The organism is Catellatospora sp. IY07-71, assembly GCF_018326265.1.
In the GTDB taxonomy this organism is placed as follows: Bacteria; Actinomycetota; Actinomycetes; order Mycobacteriales; family Micromonosporaceae; genus Catellatospora.
Genome location: NZ_AP023360.1, coordinates 5,054,902 through 5,071,165 on the forward strand (window position 1 = coordinate 5,054,902; position 16,264 = coordinate 5,071,165).

Here is a 16,264-nt window from a genome sequence, read left to right on the forward strand (position 1 = left end):
GTGCCGGCTGCGTGTTGTACGTGGATGCCCTTGGGTCGTGGGCACCGCCCACGGGCTACCGGCCCGGCGGCGCCGGCGCCCTTCGCGACCTCCAGGGCAGCTCATCGCCCCAATCGATGGGACGTCTCTGTGTGACCTCCGGCGGTGTCCGATGACGCACGCCCGGAACAGCAAGAAACATCAATAACGGTGACCAAGGGGAGTGGGGCAGTGGCGAGTAGCCAAACCCGAAAACGGCTGGTGATGTTGCTAGCCGCAACGACGGCGATTTCAGGCATGTGGATGCCGCAGGCTGCCGCGGCCGATAAGCCGGTGGATCAGCGCGTCGAGCCGATGCGCAACGTGGCGGTGGAGGAAGGATCGGCGGTTTCGGCGCGTGCCCGCAAGACGGCGACCCGCCAGCATCAGGCGGCGGCTCCACGCTGGCCGGCTGCAGGAAAGGAAGTCGTCGCACTTCCGAGGGTTCAACCGCGCTTGACCGGTTTGCTGGCGCGCGTCGACGGCCCGCTCCTCCAGCCCGCGTCGCGGGTTCGAGCGGGCAGCTCACCGGTGTGGCTGGCCGCGACAGCGGCCGGATCGCCGGAGCGGGTGACCGTCGAGATCCTTGGCAGGGCGCAGGCGACAGCGGCTGGGCGGGACCTGCTGGTGCGGCTCTCGACCGCACAGCGTGCCACCCCCGGCAAGGTGGAGATGTCGCTGGACATCTCCACCTTCAAGTCGGCCTATGGCGCGGACTGGTCGGATCGGCTGCGCCTGACCGTCGTGCCTGATTGCGCGCTTGCCGCAGTGAGCACGCCGACCTGCCAGGAACAGTCACTGGCGACGTCGCGCAGTGGCGACCTGGTCACGGCACTCGTGCCGATTGGCAGTGAGGGCAGCGTCGTCGCGCTTTCGTCGGGCAACCAGTCCTCCGCGGGCTCCGGAGACTTCTCCGCCACGTCGCTGACCGCTTCGTCGACATGGTCGGCGGGAACCAGCAGCGGTGGCTTCACCTGGAACTATGACTTGCGGATGCCGCCTGGTCTGGGCGGTCCTACGCCGAAGGTCGGTTTCTCCTACGCGTCGCAGGCGGTCGACGGCCGGACCGCGGCCACGAACAATCAACCATCATGGATGGGTGACGGCTTTGACTGGGAGCCCGGGTTCGTCGAGCGGCGCTACATCTCCTGCTCGGATGACATGACGGGTTCGCCGAACAACACGGTGGAGACCGGTGACCAGTGCTGGCGGGGTCACAACGCCACATTGTCCCTGAACGGCCGTTCCACCGAGCTGTTCTTCAACTCCACCGACGGCCTCTGGCACGGCCGCAGCGAGGACGGCTCGAAGGTCGAGCGCAAGACCGGTGCCGTCAACGGCGACAACGACGGTGAGTACTGGGTCGTGACCACGACCGACGGCAACAAGTACTACTTCGGACTTAACCGTCTTCAGGGCTGGACCTCGGGTAAGGCCGAGACGAACTCGGTGCAGACGGTGCCGGTGTACGGCAACCATGACAACGACCCCTGCCACGCGGCCACCTACGCGGCGTCGGACTGCATGCAGGGTTACCGCTGGAACCTCGATTACGTGGTGGACCCACACGGCAACACCATGTCGTTGTGGTGGGGCAGGGACACCAACAAGTACGGACGCAACATGTCCACCAGTGATCTGGCCTCCTACACCCGCGCCGCGTACCTGGACCACATCGATTACGGCACCCACCAGCGCACGCTGGTCAACACGGTCAAGACTGACACGGTGTACGCGGGCCTGCCGACGCCGGTGCGGGTGCAGTTCAACACGGCCGACCGCTGTCTGACCAACTGCACCACGCACGAGGACAACTGGTCCGACACGCCGTGGGACCTGTCCTGCACGGCATCGCCGTGCGACAACCACTCGCCGTCGTTCTGGTCCACCCGGCGGCTGTCCCAGGTCACCACGAAGGTGTGGGATGCGACGTCGGCGCAGCTCAGGGACGTTGAGCGCTGGACGCTGACGCATTCCTACCCCGATCCAGGTGACGGTACCCGGGCAGGCATGTGGCTGGCCGGGATCTCGCACGCGGGGCTGGTCGGTGGCACGGCCACGATGCCGGACCTGAAGCTCGATCCGGTGATGCTGGCCAACCGCGTTGACACGGCGCTCAAGAACGGCCTGCGGCCGATGAACTGGCCCCGGATGGCGGCCATCACGTCGGAGACCGGTGGCGTCGTCGGCGTTACGTATGCTCCCGCCGAATGCTCGGCAGGTGCGCTGCCGACGCCGCACACCAACACCAAGCGCTGCTATCCCGTGCGGTGGGCGCCGGAGGATCTCGGCGGCACCCCGGGCCAGGAGATTACCGACTGGTTCCACAAGTACGTGGTGTCGCAGGTTACCGAGACCGACAGCGTGGTGACCGGTGCCTCGGCCTCGCCGCCGAAGGTCACCCGGTACGAGTATGTCGGCGGTGCGGCCTGGCGCTACACCGAGGACGACGCCTTCACCAAGGACAAGTACCGCACCTGGAACCAGTGGCGCGGCTACGAGACGGTCCGGACGCTGGTCGGCGATGGCGCACAGCAGACCCGAAGCGACACGCGATACTTCCGCGGCATGCACGGCGACAAGAGCTCGCCGACGGGCGGCACCGACACGGCGACGCTGACCGATAGCAAGGGCTTGGTCGCGGCCGCCTATCCGGGCGAGACGATCTACGACTACGACGAGTTCGCCGGCATGGCGCTGGAGACCTTGTCCTACGACTCGCCGGCCGGAACCGTGATTTCGGGCAGCGTGACCAAGCCGTGGCGCTCGGACCCGCCGACCGCCTCCCGCACCGTCGACGGCCAGACCCTGCACGCCCGGTTCGTCAACACCTCCGACTCGTGGACCTGGGCGAAGCTCGACGGGGGCCGGCCGGACCGGGTGATCCGCAGCAACAACACCTTCGACACGCTGGGCATGCCGGTCCAGGTGACCGCTTACGGCGATGTGTCGAAGCCGGGCGACGAGCGCTGCACCCACACGGAGTACGCCCGCAACCCGGGTGTGTTCCTGATGGGGCTTCCGAAGCGGATCCGCACCTGGGCGCTCACGTGCGCCGACGCGCTGACCGCGGGACGGGCTTTCACCAAGGAGGAGATCCTGGGCGAGGTCCGGACCTCCTACGATGACAAGACCTGGGGCGAGACCCCCACCGTGGGCGAGGTGACGCGAGTCGAGTCGCTCAAGGATTGGGTGAACGGCGCGTTCGTGCCGATGACCACGTCGAGGTCGGCCTACGACGACTACGGCCGGCAGACCGATGCCTGGGACGCCGACGGCGAGCTCGTGAGCACCGCCTACCTGCCCGCCGCGGATGGTCCGGTGACGCAGACGACCACCACGAACCCGCTCGGCTGGACGTCGGTCTCCACCCAGGAACCCGCGTTCGGTGCGGCGACGTCGATCACGGACGTGAACGGCCGGCGCACCGACATCGTGTACGACCCGCTTGGGCGGGTGTCGAAGGTGTGGAAGCCGGGCCGGTCGAAGGCGCTCTACGCCAACACCCCCACCTCGTGGTACGTCTACAACATCTCGAACACCGCCCCGTCGGTGATCGAGACCATGACGCTGAGCCCGAACGGCACCATGTTGAGCACCTTCACCTTCTACGACGGCCTCCTGCGTGAGCGCCAGATGCAGACGGTGAAGGAGAACGGCGCCGCGGGTGCGATGGTCGTGGACAACTTCTACGACACGGCCGGCCGCAAGTGGCGCTCGTTCGGGCCGTACCCGGTGGCGTCGGCGCCGTCGACGACGTTCTCGCCGCACCCGGAATCCGATTACGAGAACATCCCGCTGTGGGTCAAGACCGAGTTCGACTCCACCGGGCGCGTCGTCGAGGAGATCCGCTACTCGAAGATGGCCGAGCAGTCGCGGACGTCGACCCGCTACCCGTCGTCGGACCGCACCGAGGTGATCCCTCCCGCCGGTGGCACGGTGACCGCGGCCGTGGTCGACGCGAGCGGCAAGATGATCGAGTTCCGACAGCACCACGGCACCACGCCCGCTTCGGGCTACGACGCGACGAACTACACGTTCGACCGCAAGGGTCAGCTCGTCAAGGTCCAGAACGCCGCGCTAACCAAGTGGGAGTACGAGTACGACATCCTGGGTCGGCAGACGAAGTCGATCGATCCCGACAAGGGAACTTCGTTCACGACCTACGACGACGCGGGCCGGATCACCTCCATGACCGATGCCCGCACGCCGGCGGTCACGCTGAGCTACACCTACGACCGGCTCGGCCGCAAGACCGGTGTCTACCAGGGCGCCGTCACTCCTGCGAACCGGTTGTCGAAGTGGGAGTACGACGGCCTGACCAACGGCAAGGGCATGCAGACCTCCTCCACCCGCTATGTGGGTGGGGAGTCGGGTGCGGCGTACACGTCGGCGGTGACGGCTCTGTCCTCGTTCGGGACGCCGTCGCAGCAGAAGTTCATCATCCCGGCGACCGAGACCGGTCTGGCCGGCGAGTACCAGTACGACTTCGGGTTCAAGGCCGACGGCTCGCCGTCGACCAGCCGGTTCCCCGCCATCGGCAATGCGACCTACAGCCTGGACTGGGAGACCCAGACCACCACGTACGACGCGTTCGGTCAGCCGCAGAAGCTCTCGACCGGTGCGACGTCGTGGCTGGCGACCGACACCAGCTACACCGAGCACGGCGAGATCGGTGTGATTACGCTGCGTGACCAGACCGCCAACCCGCAGCTGCAGATCGGCCATTACTACGATGAGACGACACGCAGGCTGAGCCGGGTCTGGACCACGCGGGACACCGCTCCGACGAGCGTGTCCGACGTGAACTTCGGTTACGACGCCGCAGGCGGCGTCGTGCAGGTCGAGGAGAAGGCTTCGACCGCTGGCATCGAGACGCAGTGCTTCCAGCATGACTACCTGCGCCGGTTGCGTGAGGCGTGGACGCTCGCGTCTGGTGCCTGCGGGGCGGTGCCGACCTCGTTCAGCGGCGTGGGCGGGGTCGAGAAGTACTGGCTCAGCTGGACCGTCGACGTCGCGGGCAACCGGACCAAGCAAGTCGCTCACAAGAGCACCGGCGATGTGACGACGAAGTACGTGTATCCGGCAGCAGACGCGGCCCAGCCGCACACGCTGACCCGGACGACCGACGGCAACGACGTCACCACGGCCAACTACACCTACGACGCTCTCGGCAACACGCTGTGCCGCCCGTCGGGCACGACGCTGAACAACTGCGGCAGTCCCGGCAGCGCCAAGCAGACGCTGAGCTGGAACACCGAGGGCCGGCTGGCCAGCACGGTGGACTCGACCGGCACGACGAGCTACATCTACGACGCCGACGGCAACCGGCTCATCCGGAAGGACCCGACCGGTAAGACGCTCTACCTGCCGGGCCAGGAGCTGCGCGTCAACGCCGCAGGCACCGCGGTCGTGTCATGCACCCGCTACTACTCATGGGCGGGACGCCACATCGCGACCCGGTCCAGCAGCAGCGCGGGCAGCAACAAGCTGACGTGGCTGGTGGCCGACCGGCAGAACACCTCCAACATCACCGTCGATGCCGCGGGGACTCAGGCGGTGGCCGTCAAGCGTCAGGATCCCTACGGCAATCAGCGGGGCAGCATCAGCGGCAGCTGGCCAGCCACGCTCGACAAGGGCTACGTCGGCGGCACGCTGGACAACACCGGGCTGACCCACCTGGGGGTGCGCGAGTACGACCCGAGTACCGGCAGGTTTATCAGCGTCGATCCAATCGTCGACTTCAACGACCCCCAGCAGGCGCAAGGCTACTCATACGCCTCGAACAGTCCCGTGTTCAAGAGTGACCCCAGTGGCGCTCTGGCATGCGGCGACGACGCCTGCAACCAGGTCGCGGTACCGACCGCGGGCGGCGGGTTCAAGATTGTCGGCGAGCCCAAACCCAGTGTGGCGAGCGCGAACCAGACGGTGAAGACCACCATCCGCGTCATGCCCAACGGCACGCTCGCGGTGCAGGTAGGCAACCGGTTCTTCCTGAACAACTACGAAGTCACGCTGGGCCTGCGGGCACCCGGCGCGCCCAGCTTCATCGACATGGCGATGGGCTTCGACCAGTTCATCGCGGACGTGCCCACCCCGTACGACATCTACGACCCTGAAGTCGCACGGATCGCGCTCTACCTGTCGACGATCCGCGGCTACCAGAAGTTCGAGGCGATCCCGGAGACCTCGAACGGGTGGACGTTCTGGAACTGGACGAACGTCGCCGGCGGGCAGATCACGCCCGAGCAGGGTGGCATGCACGGCGGTCCGGAACTGCTCATCGGAGCCGGCGGGCCCAAGCTGAAGTTCCCATCTGTCAGCGCCAACGAACGTGGTAAGGCGGGCAACCAGCCGAAGCAGGTTCGTCCCGGTGGCCACCCGCTCGGCCACATCGTGTTCGCGGGTCACGGGACCTGGGAGGAGGCGGACGGCTACATCAAGGTTCCGCCGGGCACCCGGCTCGTTGTCTATATCGAGCACGGCGACACGATCAAGGACAAGGCGGCTGGCAAGATCGAAGTTGGCAGGCTGAACACGCAGGTGGTGCGCATCTACGAGCCGGGTGAGATCATCGAGAACTACACCCTCCACCCGCCGAAGGGGCTGATCGTCTACAGCGGTTCCAAGACCGTGCGCAAGCCGACGAAGCTCAGCGAGCTGCTGGAGGAAAACCTGGGAACGTGCCACTGGGCTGCCTGCCGAGAGGTGATCGACTGATGGGGGGTGCCGTATGACCGAATACGCTGATCTCACCCCGTACCGCTACCAGACCGAGTGGTTGGACTGGTGGCGGAGGCTGGGGCTGCGCAACGTGGGATGGCTCGGCCGTCAGGTGCCCTTCGCCACCGGCGACACCCCCGTCCGGGTCCGCGACGCGCTCGTGCGCCTCGCGGACGAGCCGGTCGAGGTGATGCGCGGCTTCCACGCCTGCGAGCTGTGCCGGCGGAAGCCTCCGATCTACGTGGACGCCGTCGACGGATCGGACGAGCAGGTCATGCTCGGCACGGGTGAGATTCGCGTGTGGGGGCGACTGCCGCGCCGGTACGCCGCCCCGACGCTCATCGTACATTACATTGATGAGCATAGATATATGCCGCCGCGCGAGTTCTGCGACGCGGTGCTGCGGGTCGCAGACCGGCACGGCTGGCCGTGACGGCGCGGGTGGCCGCCCTCAGGGCGAGGGCGGCCACCTGAGCGTGCACTCGCGCCTGTGCGGCCGGTCAGGTGATCGATCGGCCGCACAGGCGCGGCTCATTTCGGCGTGACCGGCTCGTTTGCGGCGGTAGCGGCGGCAATCCCACTCGCCCGCCGCGGCAGGCGTCCGCGACGGCCGATCAGGCGCGGTCAGGCGACGATCAAGGGGCTGCCCGGAGCCGGTCAGGCCGTGCGGGAACTGGCCTGGCCAGCCCCTCCCGCCGCCAGCGCGACCAGCCGGGCGTGGGCGTACTCGTGGACGACCGCGTGCTCGTACACCGCGCGTGGCACGTCCAGGCCGCTGTCCACCCGCACCACCACCCCGCCGGGCCGCCAGCGCAGGAACGTGTCGTCGCCGGTCAGCTCCGCCAGCACCGTCATCAGCGACTCGTCCAGCCGCATCGAGTGCACCGCCCGCCGGTACTCCTCCGTGGTCAGGCACAGCGCGAACGGGATGTTCATCAGGCACAGCGCCGTCTGGATGTCCAGCCGCAACCAGCGGCGCACCTGCGGCGAGGCGTCGATCGCGGGCAGGCCCAGCATCGAGAAGTCCAGCGGCCCGCGCGGCCCCGGCCGCCCGGCGCCCAGGGCGATGAGCACGTCGTACACGTTGACGTCGTGCTCGATCACGGCCCGATCGCCGAGCCCGGCCAGGGTCGTCGGGCGCAGCACCGGCTCGGGCACCCCGGCCACACCGCTGTTGCGCGCGATGAACGCGAGCAGGTCCGTCTCGATGAGGAAGTGCCGGATCAGCAGCTCACCGGCGCGCGGCGAGACGAACCGGCGCAGGAACCACACGCACAGCCGGTCCATCACGGCGTGCGCGGACAGCCTGATCGGCAGCAGGGTCTTCACCACCCGGATCAGCCACACCGCGACCCGCGACACGATCCGCAGCGGCGGGTAGAGCCAGCGGCGGGTCCACTGCCGCTGGTCGGCGACCACCATCGCCAGCACCTCCCGGGCGATCGGCACGGTCGGGTCGGCCATGACCGCGGTCCACACAGTGGGGCCTCTCACGCGTCCACCTCGGCGAGCTGCATCGCGTACAGGCGCGCGACGACCTCGGCCGTGCGCACCACCCGGGCCGCGGCCGCCCGGTCCGGCACGGCCTCGCGCAGCAGGTGGGCCAGCTCGGCGAAGTGCGCGTCGTCCGCCTCACCGTGGTAGCCGAGGAACGTGACCTGGTCCTCGCGCAGGCCCAGCTGCTCGCGCAGCGCCCGCGCCCAGCCCAGCACCAGGCCCGCGCCCAGCCCTTCGATGACGAACATCGCGCCCAGCAGGTCCACCGGATCCGGCTGGCTCGCCTGATGGAACACGTACGCCGACAGCGCCTCCGACCCGATGTTCTTGCGCGCGCCCCGGATCTCCTCCAGGCTGCCGCCGACCGCGACGAAGTCCCGTTCGAGCAGCTGGTAGTCGCGGTGCTCCTCGGCCGCGTGCTTGATCGCGGCGCTGCGCAGCGCGAACATGTCCACGGAGAAGTTCGACGCGGCCCGGCTGATCCAGCGCCCGCCCTCGACGACCTGCTGACGCAGGTGCACCAGCAGCCTCCGGTAGTCGTCGAGGGTGGCCGTGCCGGTGTCGATGCGGCTCACCAGCGGCGTGGTCCGGACCTGCCGCTCGAAGTCCTCCCACACCCGCGCCAGCTCCAGCACCGTCCACCGCACCAGATCCCCGTCGCCGTCCCGGGCGACCAGCGGCGACGGCGTCGCGGTCCGCTGCGCGGCGGCTGCCGTGCCGGTCGTGGCCGCCGCCGGCCGGGCCGGTGAGGCTGGGCCGGCCGCGACCGGCGCGGATGGTGCCCGCATACCCGCTGCGGCCGCGTCATCAGCGGTGACGCAGGTGAGCTGGGCGAAGGCGAGCGAATAGCGGCCCGACTCGGGCACGATCAGCAGGATCCGGTCGCCGGGGGAGAACCGGCCCGACCGCCACGCCTCCTCCAGCATCACGAAGATGCTGGCGGCCCCCGTATTGCCGCGCGCGTGCAGGTTCGTGTACCAGCGATCCTCGTCGATCATCAGGTCGGCCTCGCGGAGCAGGCCGAAGATCTCGCCGCGGAAATGCTCGGCGCTGTAGTGGCACAGCACATGGTCGATGCTGCTCGGGCTGAACCGGCCCGCCCGCACCAGCCCCATGTAATCCCGCAGGCCCAGCCGGAACAGCGCCGGCAGCGACTTCACGTCCTGGCGCAGGCGCACCAGCCCGGCGCGTTCGGCGGCGGCCACGTCCGGGCCGTCCAGCCAGGTCTGCCCGGCGACCGGCGCACCTCCGGCCGACATGCACACCGGCTGCTGCCCGGCGTGCGACACCAGGTGCGTCCAGTCCAGGCGCAGGCTCAGCCCGTCCGGGCGCGGGCTCGGCTCCAGCACCACCGCGCCCGCTCCGTCCGACAGCGTCCAGCGCAGGAACTCCGCGTCGAACGTGGTGCGGTCGCCTTCGTACCGGCTCTGCCGCAGTGACCGGCTGACCAGCTCCGATCCGACCACGACCGCGGCCGAGTGTTCACCCAGCCGCACCGCCCGTGACGCGGCGGCCAGCGCGGCCATGCTCGACGCGCACACCCCGCCCGCCGACAGCACCTCCATCGGCGGGCCGCCCAGCCTTCCGTGCACCATCGAACCGAACCCCGGCACCAGCAGGTCGCCCTGCGTGGTGCCCGCGGCCAGCATCGTCACCGAGTCCAGCGGCAGGTCCCGATCCTTCAGCGCCCCCTGCACTGCGGCCGCGGCGAGTTCCTCGTTGAGCATGGTGACCGAGCCGTGCTCGTCCAGCGCGTAGTGCCGGGTGCGGATGCCGTTCGCGGCCAGCACGCGCGCTCGCAGGCCCGCACCGGCCGAGCCCGCGCCCAGCCGCCGCGCGATCTGCTCGGCGTCCAGCGGCTCGCCGGGCAGGTAGGCGCCGAACCCGGTCAGGTACACGTTCGGGAAACCAGTCATGCCCCGATTCAGCCAGCCGGCCGGCCGCGGCGTATCCGCTCAGGAACTCAAACCCGGATGTGTGACGTACTCATCGTGACTCTGCCACTGCTGCCTGCCGCACCAGGTGGGGCACGTCCTGGGGCGCGGACAGCGATCATGACGGCTGGATGCCCGGCGTCGCGGAGCGCACTGTCTGAATGGCGACATTCCGCGGCGACGAACCGGGTATCTCAGGGCCACGCCACCTCCCTTATCGGGTGACGGCGGACGGACCGCCGAACCGGGAGGTACCCGATGCATCACATCCACCCGCCCACCACCCGCAGCTCGACCCGCCGCCGGCCGCCGGCCACCCGACTGGTCGCGGCACTCGTCGCCGCGCTGTCGGCGCTCGCCCTGCCGGTGCTGGCGCCGACCCCGGCGGCAGCAATCGACGGTGGCTATCTGGTCACCACCAACGAGTTCGCCTACGTCGCCGAGATCCGGAACACCGCGGCCGGTGGCCTGTGCACCGGTTCGCTCATCCACCCCAGCTGGGTGCTCACGGCGGTGCACTGCTCGGTGCCGACCTCGGTCGGCGACATGACCGTCCGGGTCGGCAACATCCACTCCGGTAACGGCGGCCAGCTGCGGCGGATCACCCGGATCCTGCGCCACCCTGACTACACCGGCGGGCACAACGACGTGGCCCTGCTGGAGCTCGCGACACCGATCACCAACATCACCCCGGTCCGCCTCGCCGACCCGGCCTACGCCTACCTGTGGGACGGCTACCAGGGCGGCCCGTTCACACAGTACGACCAGGGCATCGCCACCGGCTGGGGACGCGACGTGAACGGCCAGCTCGCAACCCAGCTCAAATATGTCGGCGTGTTCATCACCCCATCGAAGCTCGACAACCTCGGGATCAAGCGGATCATGGTGGACCGGGGGCCGTGCCCGGGCGACAGCGGTGGCCCGCTGCTCGTGACCGTCAACAGCACGCTGGTGCAGGCCGGCGTGTTCAAAGGCGGGGTGTGCGGCGGCGAATCGTCGTACAGCGAGATCGGGGCCGGCACCAACCGGACCTGGTTGAACAGCCAGCTCACGGCCGTGCCGTACACGCCGTTCGGGCTGGCCGACTGGGACCGCGACGGCCACCAGGATCTCATCGCCCGCCACACCCCCAGCGGCGACCTGTGGCTCTACCCCGGCGAGAGCCGCCGCGGGTACAGCTACGCCACGCCGACACGCATCGGCATCGGCTACAACGGTTACAGCTTCTTCGGCAGCGCCGACTGGGACCGCGACGGCCACCAGGATCTCATCGCCCGTCACGACGCCACCGGTGACCTGTGGCTGCACCCGGGCGAAAGCCGCCGCGGGGGCAGCTACGCCACGCCGGTGCGCATCGGCAACGGCTACCAGGGCTTCACGGCGTTCGGCGCGACCGACTGGGACCGCGACGGGCACCAGGACCTGGTCGCGCGCAACGACACCACCGGAGACCTGTGGCTGTACCCGGGCGAGAGCCGGCGCGGCTACAGCGCCGCGACGCCGGTGCGCATCGGCAACGGCTGGAACAGCTACACCTCGTTCGACCTGGCCGACTGGGACCGCGACGGCCACCAGGACATCCTGGCGCGCGACAACGACAGCGGCCACGTGTACATCTATCCCGGTGAGAGCCGGCGCGGCTACAGCAGCGCCGCCCGGGTGCTGATGCGCAGCGGGTACCGCGGCTACACGCCCTTCGGGGTGGGCGACTGGGACCGCGACGGGCACCAGGACCTGATCACCCGCAAGGACGCCACCGGCGACCTCTACCTGCACCCGGGGGAGAGCCGGCGCGACTACAGCTACGCCTCGCTCGTCCTCATCGGCAACGGCTGGTAGCACGCGACGGCCGCAGACCGGCTCCGGGCCGCCCCAGGCGGCCCGGAGCCGGTCCGTCGTGTCCCTACGTGCGTCACGCACGCAGGTTCATGATCAACGCGATCGGAGGGTTGGGCTACCTGACCGGCACGGCGGTGGCGGATCGACCCGGAGCAGATCAGGGCGTGGCACTGCGAGAACCGTGTGCGAGCTGCGCCGACGCCGACCACCGACTGACCGAGTGCTTACTAGTCGTCCAGGCCCTGCTCGATCGCGTAACGCACCAGTTCCACCCGATTGTGCAGCTGCAACTTGCCGAGCGTGTTCTGCACGTGGTTCTGCACGGTGCGGTGTGACAGGGTCAGCCGCTCGGCGATCTGCCGGTAGGTCAGCCCCTTGGCGACCAGCCGCAGCACCTCCGTCTCCCGGTCGCTCAGCCGCGGCGCGGCCGACCCGTCACCCGGTGCGGCGGCCAGCCGCCGGTACTCACCCAGCACCAGCCCCGCCAGCCCGGCCGTGAACACCGCGTCGCCCTCGGCGGTGCGCCGCACCGCGTCCAGGAACTCCTCCCGCGCCGCCGACTTGACCAGGTAACCGGCCGCACCCGCCTTCATCGCGTCCAGCACGTCCTGCTGCTCGCCGCTGGCCGACAACACCAGCACGCGCACCTGCGGTAGCGCCGTGACCAGCCCGCCGATGACCTCGACCCCGGACAGGTCCGGCAGCTGCAGGTCGAGCACGACCACATCGGGGCGCACCGACCGGGCGATGCGCACCGCCTGCGAGCCCTCACCCACCGCCGCGACCACGTGGTATCCGGCGTCGGTCAGGTCGCGGGCCACGCCCTCGCGCCACATCGGGTGGTCGTCCACCACCATCACGTCCACCACGGCGCTCAGCCTAGCCGTGGCAGCGGCACCCGCAGCTCGACCTCGGTGCCCTGCCCCGGCCCGCCGGTGATCGCGACCGTGCCGCCCAGGTCGCGGATGCGGCCCTGGATCGACTGCGCCACCCCCAGCCGCCCGGACGCCGCCGCCTCGGCCAGCCGTCCGGGCGCGATACCCGGCCCGTCGTCGCGGATCGACACGGTCACCGCGTCGGGCTCCTGCTCCACCAGCACCCACGCCCGCGCGGCCGGGCCGCCATGGACGGCCACATTGTCCAGCGCGCTGCCCGCCGCCGCGGCCACCTCCGCCGCCATCGCCGCGGGCAGCAGCACCGGTGTCGCGGGCGAGGACACGGTGACCCGCGGCGAGCCGTACCGTCCCAGCAGTAGCCGCAGGTCGGCGGTGCCGGCGGCCGCGGCCGTGTCGTGCACGCCGACCAGGGAGCGCAGCACCGCCTCCTGCTCGCCGGCGAGCCTGCCCAGTTCGGCGGCCTCACCGCCCAGCTCGGTGCCGCGGCGCTGCACCAGCGCCAGCACCTGCAGGACCGAGTCGTGGATGCCCCGGGCCAGGCGCTCGCGCTCGCGGGTGGCGGCCTCCAGCTCCACGGCACGCTGCAGCCGGGTCTCCGCGTCGTCGGTCAGCCGCGACACGTAGCCCATGACCCCGCCCGCGAGCAGCAGCAGGACGGTGCCGTTGACGGTGGCGGAGGTGACCGCGCCGCGCAGGAACAGGTCGGCCGCGCCGACGATCAGCGCGGCGATGCCGCCCGCGCGGCGTCCCCCGCGCAGTGCCCAGACCAGCACCACCCCGGCGACCCAGGCCATGGGCAGGGTGGCCCCGCCCGCGGCGAGCCGTTCGGCGGGGACCACCAGCATGGAGGCGAGCAGGCAGGTCAGGGTGACGGCGAGGTCGGCGGTCAGCCAGGTCCAGCGGCGTCCCGCGGGGTCGTGGTAGCGCACGGTGACGGCGGTCCAGGCCACCATCGCGGCGAGCACTGTCCAGCCGAGCCAGGGCCGGGTGTGTTCGCGGGAGCCGGCGAGCATGAGCACGATGGCGTACACGAGCGCGGCGCCCCGGAAGACGGTGACGGCCCGCCATAGCGGCGCCTGCAACCCCATGCGCGGGTCCTCCCGGTGGTGGATCATCGTGGCCTGTCAGCCAAGTGGACCGGAGGCGCGGCTGTCAACCGTCACCACGGCCCGAGCAGCTGTGTCTTGTCCGGATAGGCCGGTCCGTGCGAGGTGACCATGACGGGAGCACCGAGAGCCTCGCCGACGGAGCCGAATCCGGTGTACACCGGGGTGGCCGCAGCCAGGATCTGAGTGAGTTTCTCCTGGTATGCCAGGTCGCCGCGCTCGCCGGGCACGATCCTGTCCAGCTGCTCGTAGGCCAGGCACATCTTGAGATCGTGGCGGTCGGCCGCGTCCGTATGCGTGACGGCGAGCGCGTCGACGCCGCCGCAGACCTCGACGGCGTAGCGGTGGGCGACGGCGTCGAAGTGACCGGCCCGCCACGCGCCCTGCCACGGCCCGTGGGCGTTGTGGCGCTCCGGCAGGGCGGCTGTGAGCTGCGGGTCCTCGGTGACGAGCGGCCCCGCGCCGTGGCGCGTGGTGTAGGTGCGCACGACCCCCAGGCGCAGTGCGTCGTCGCCGCCGTTCTCGGCCAACAGGGTCTCGGCGTTGTCGAAGGTGGTGGTGGACCAGGTCGTGTACGGGTGCCAGCCGCGCCACTCGTCCAGCAGGACGCCCTGGGCGCCCTCGAACACGCAGGGGCCCTCCAGCACGTGCCGGGCCGAGGACACGAGCCGGACCGCCGTGCCGAACCACCGGAACGCGTCGGCGACGTCGGCGACCGGTGGCGCGTCGAGCGGCCCGAGTTCGGCGGTGAGCGCGTCGCGGATACCGCACAGCTTGCGTGCCAGCGTCGCCGGGGACTCGGTGTCGCCCGCCCGTACGGCCAGGTCAGGGTGCGCCAGGGCGAAGGCGGCGGTCTCGCCGACGCCCATACCGCAGGAACCGTGCCGGTCGTCGCCACGGGCGGCCTCCCGGCGCCGGTTGGCGGCCCGGTGCCACGGCGTGGTCAGCAGCGCCTGCCGGTCGACGGTGAGCAGCTCGAACGGCGCCGGAACGCCGAGCGCGGCCAGGTGTTCGGCTTCGGCGGCCAGTGCCGGCGGGTCGATCATCATGAACCGCGACAGGTGGGTGGGGACCCCGTGCAGGGTGCCGGAGCCGAACTGGGCGAAGGTGTGGTGACGCCCGTCGGGCGTCACCACGTTGTGGGCGGCCTGCGCGCCCCCGTTGAACCTGATCACGGCGTTGACCGGGCGGGTCGCGCAGAGCCAGTCCACGATGGTGCCCTTGCCGGCGTCGCCGTAGCCGAGGTCGACGACGAGGACGTGCCGGGGGAGTGTCACAGCCGGGTCACCGGGGTGGCCCGGTCGCCGCCGAACCCGGCCGGCAGTGCCGAGCGCACCAGCGCGCCGCGGCTGCTACCGAGCGGGGCCAGGGCCTTGCCGACGGTCGCGCCTGCCGACGACCCGGCCTCGGCGAGGTCGGTCAGGCCCGAGTCGAGGTCGGTGGCGTCCTCGCCGAGTCCGACGGTCAGCGCGATGGTCTCGCAGACCGCGCCGAGGTCGTCGAGTTCGATGACGTGCTGGCCGAGCAGGCCCCGCCAGTAGGCGAGGATCTCCGGGTCGCCGGTGTGACCGGCGTGCGCCGGCATGATGAAGTACACGTCGTAGCTGCGCCGCAGCTCGGCGAGGATCGCCTCGGTGCTGATCGGCTCGGTGATCGTGTCGCCGATGAAGCGGCGCACCTCGGCGGGCTTGACCTGCCGGTAGGCCATCTCGTCACCGATGATGAACAGGTAGCCGCGCCTGCCGCGTGCGGTGGCGTCGAGCGCGGTGTGCCGGGCCATGAAGTACATCGCCAGCTCGTAGGACTCGGTGCGCTGCCCGCCCCCGCCGCCTTCGAGCAGGATCCGGCCGAGGTCGTCGTCCATGCGGTTGTCGGACTCGAACTGCCCGATCTGCAGCGGCGCCTTGTCGCAGGTCGCGTCGCCGATCGCGCCGAACAGGATCTGCGGGTCGGTGCAGTAGCCCTTGCGGATCAGCAGGCCGAACAGCTCGGGCAGTTTCGTCTGCAGCATCCGCGGCACCGAGCCCATCGACCCGGTGACGTCGAACAGGATCGCGATCGGGGTCGCCTGCGGGTGCTGGTCGCTGTCGCGGCTCTCCCGCACGGTGACCCCGTGCGGGTTGAGGGCGTCGTGCACGGCGCGCGCGCCGGAGTCGCTGTGGGCGAAGGCGCTCGTGCCGGTGGCCGCGCGGTACTTCGCCGCGGCGCTGTAGACGTCGGTGGACCATCGTCCGCTTCCCATGTTCTGCTC

At 70.2% G+C, this 16,264-nt stretch carries 9 protein-coding genes; 3 read left to right on the forward strand and 6 right to left on the reverse strand.

The annotated features are described in order from the left end of the window. The first annotated feature begins 144 nt into the window (after nt 1–144). The gene (locus tag CS0771_RS22465; RefSeq protein WP_212842833.1) at nt 145–6,738 is read left to right on the forward strand and encodes an RHS repeat domain-containing protein; all 6,594 of its coding nucleotides are present in this window, start codon (nt 145–147) and stop codon (nt 6,736–6,738) included. 13 nt (nt 6,739–6,751) lie between these two features. Beyond that, entirely contained in the window at nt 6,752–7,174 is a 423-nt protein-coding gene (locus tag CS0771_RS22470; protein ID WP_212842834.1) for a hypothetical protein, read from the forward strand. Between the two features lie 224 nt (nt 7,175–7,398). Here CS0771_RS22470 and CS0771_RS22475 read toward each other — a convergent pair whose 3' ends face one another. After that, nucleotides 7,399–8,235 carry a hypothetical protein gene (locus tag CS0771_RS22475; protein ID WP_244870956.1) on the reverse strand — a complete coding sequence of 279 codons (837 nt, stop codon included), beginning with the start codon at nt 8,233–8,235 and terminating at the stop codon, nt 7,399–7,401. Continuing rightward, complete coding sequence (locus CS0771_RS22480; RefSeq protein ID WP_212842835.1) at nt 8,232–10,154, reverse strand: 3-oxoacyl-[acyl-carrier-protein] synthase III C-terminal domain-containing protein; 1,923 nt, start codon at nt 10,152–10,154, stop codon at nt 8,232–8,234. Before CS0771_RS22480 ends, CS0771_RS22475 begins: the two co-directional genes overlap by 4 nt. A gap of 276 nt (nt 10,155–10,430) precedes the next feature. Here CS0771_RS22480 and CS0771_RS22485 point away from each other — a divergent pair, with 276 nt between their 5' ends. Next, on the forward strand, nt 10,431–12,011 hold the full coding sequence (locus CS0771_RS22485; protein ID WP_212842836.1) for a trypsin-like serine protease: 1,581 nt from the start codon (nt 10,431–10,433) through the stop codon (nt 12,009–12,011). 227 nt (nt 12,012–12,238) lie between these two features. Here CS0771_RS22485 and CS0771_RS22490 read toward each other — a convergent pair whose 3' ends face one another. The 4 genes from CS0771_RS22490 to CS0771_RS22505 all read right to left on the reverse strand — a co-directional run bounded on the left by CS0771_RS22490 (nt 12,239) and on the right by CS0771_RS22505 (nt 16,255). Beyond that, the gene (locus CS0771_RS22490; RefSeq protein WP_212845983.1) at nt 12,239–12,868 is read right to left on the reverse strand and encodes a response regulator transcription factor; all 630 of its coding nucleotides are present in this window, start codon (nt 12,866–12,868) and stop codon (nt 12,239–12,241) included. Between the two features lie 17 nt (nt 12,869–12,885). Then, the gene (gene macS, locus CS0771_RS22495) at nt 12,886–13,995 is read right to left on the reverse strand and encodes a MacS family sensor histidine kinase (protein ID WP_244870957.1); all 1,110 of its coding nucleotides are present in this window, start codon (nt 13,993–13,995) and stop codon (nt 12,886–12,888) included. A gap of 71 nt (nt 13,996–14,066) precedes the next feature. Continuing rightward, complete coding sequence (locus CS0771_RS22500) at nt 14,067–15,290, reverse strand: adenylosuccinate synthetase (RefSeq protein WP_212842838.1); 1,224 nt, start codon at nt 15,288–15,290, stop codon at nt 14,067–14,069. Next, nucleotides 15,287–16,255 carry a hypothetical protein gene (locus tag CS0771_RS22505; protein ID WP_212842839.1) on the reverse strand — a complete coding sequence of 323 codons (969 nt, stop codon included), beginning with the start codon at nt 16,253–16,255 and terminating at the stop codon, nt 15,287–15,289. The genes CS0771_RS22500 and CS0771_RS22505 overlap by 4 nt, the downstream gene beginning before the upstream one ends. Nucleotides 16,256–16,264 lie beyond the last annotated feature (9 nt).

Bases quoted from the DNA above. Each gene is read 5' to 3' on its own strand.
- CS0771_RS22470 (WP_212842834.1), top strand. From the start codon at position 6,752: ATGACCGAATACGCTGATCTCACCCCGTACCGCTACCAGACCGAGTGG.
- CS0771_RS22480 (WP_212842835.1), bottom strand. From the start codon at position 10,154: ATGACTGGTTTCCCGAACGTGTACCTGACCGGGTTCGGCGCCTACCTG.
- CS0771_RS22485 (WP_212842836.1), top strand. From the start codon at position 10,431: ATGCATCACATCCACCCGCCCACCACCCGCAGCTCGACCCGCCGCCGG.
- CS0771_RS22490 (WP_212845983.1), bottom strand. From the start codon at position 12,868: ATGGTGGTGGACGACCACCCGATGTGGCGCGAGGGCGTGGCCCGCGAC.
- macS (WP_244870957.1), bottom strand. From the start codon at position 13,995: ATGGGGTTGCAGGCGCCGCTATGGCGGGCCGTCACCGTCTTCCGGGGC.
- CS0771_RS22505 (WP_212842839.1), bottom strand. From the start codon at position 16,255: ATGGGAAGCGGACGATGGTCCACCGACGTCTACAGCGCCGCGGCGAAG.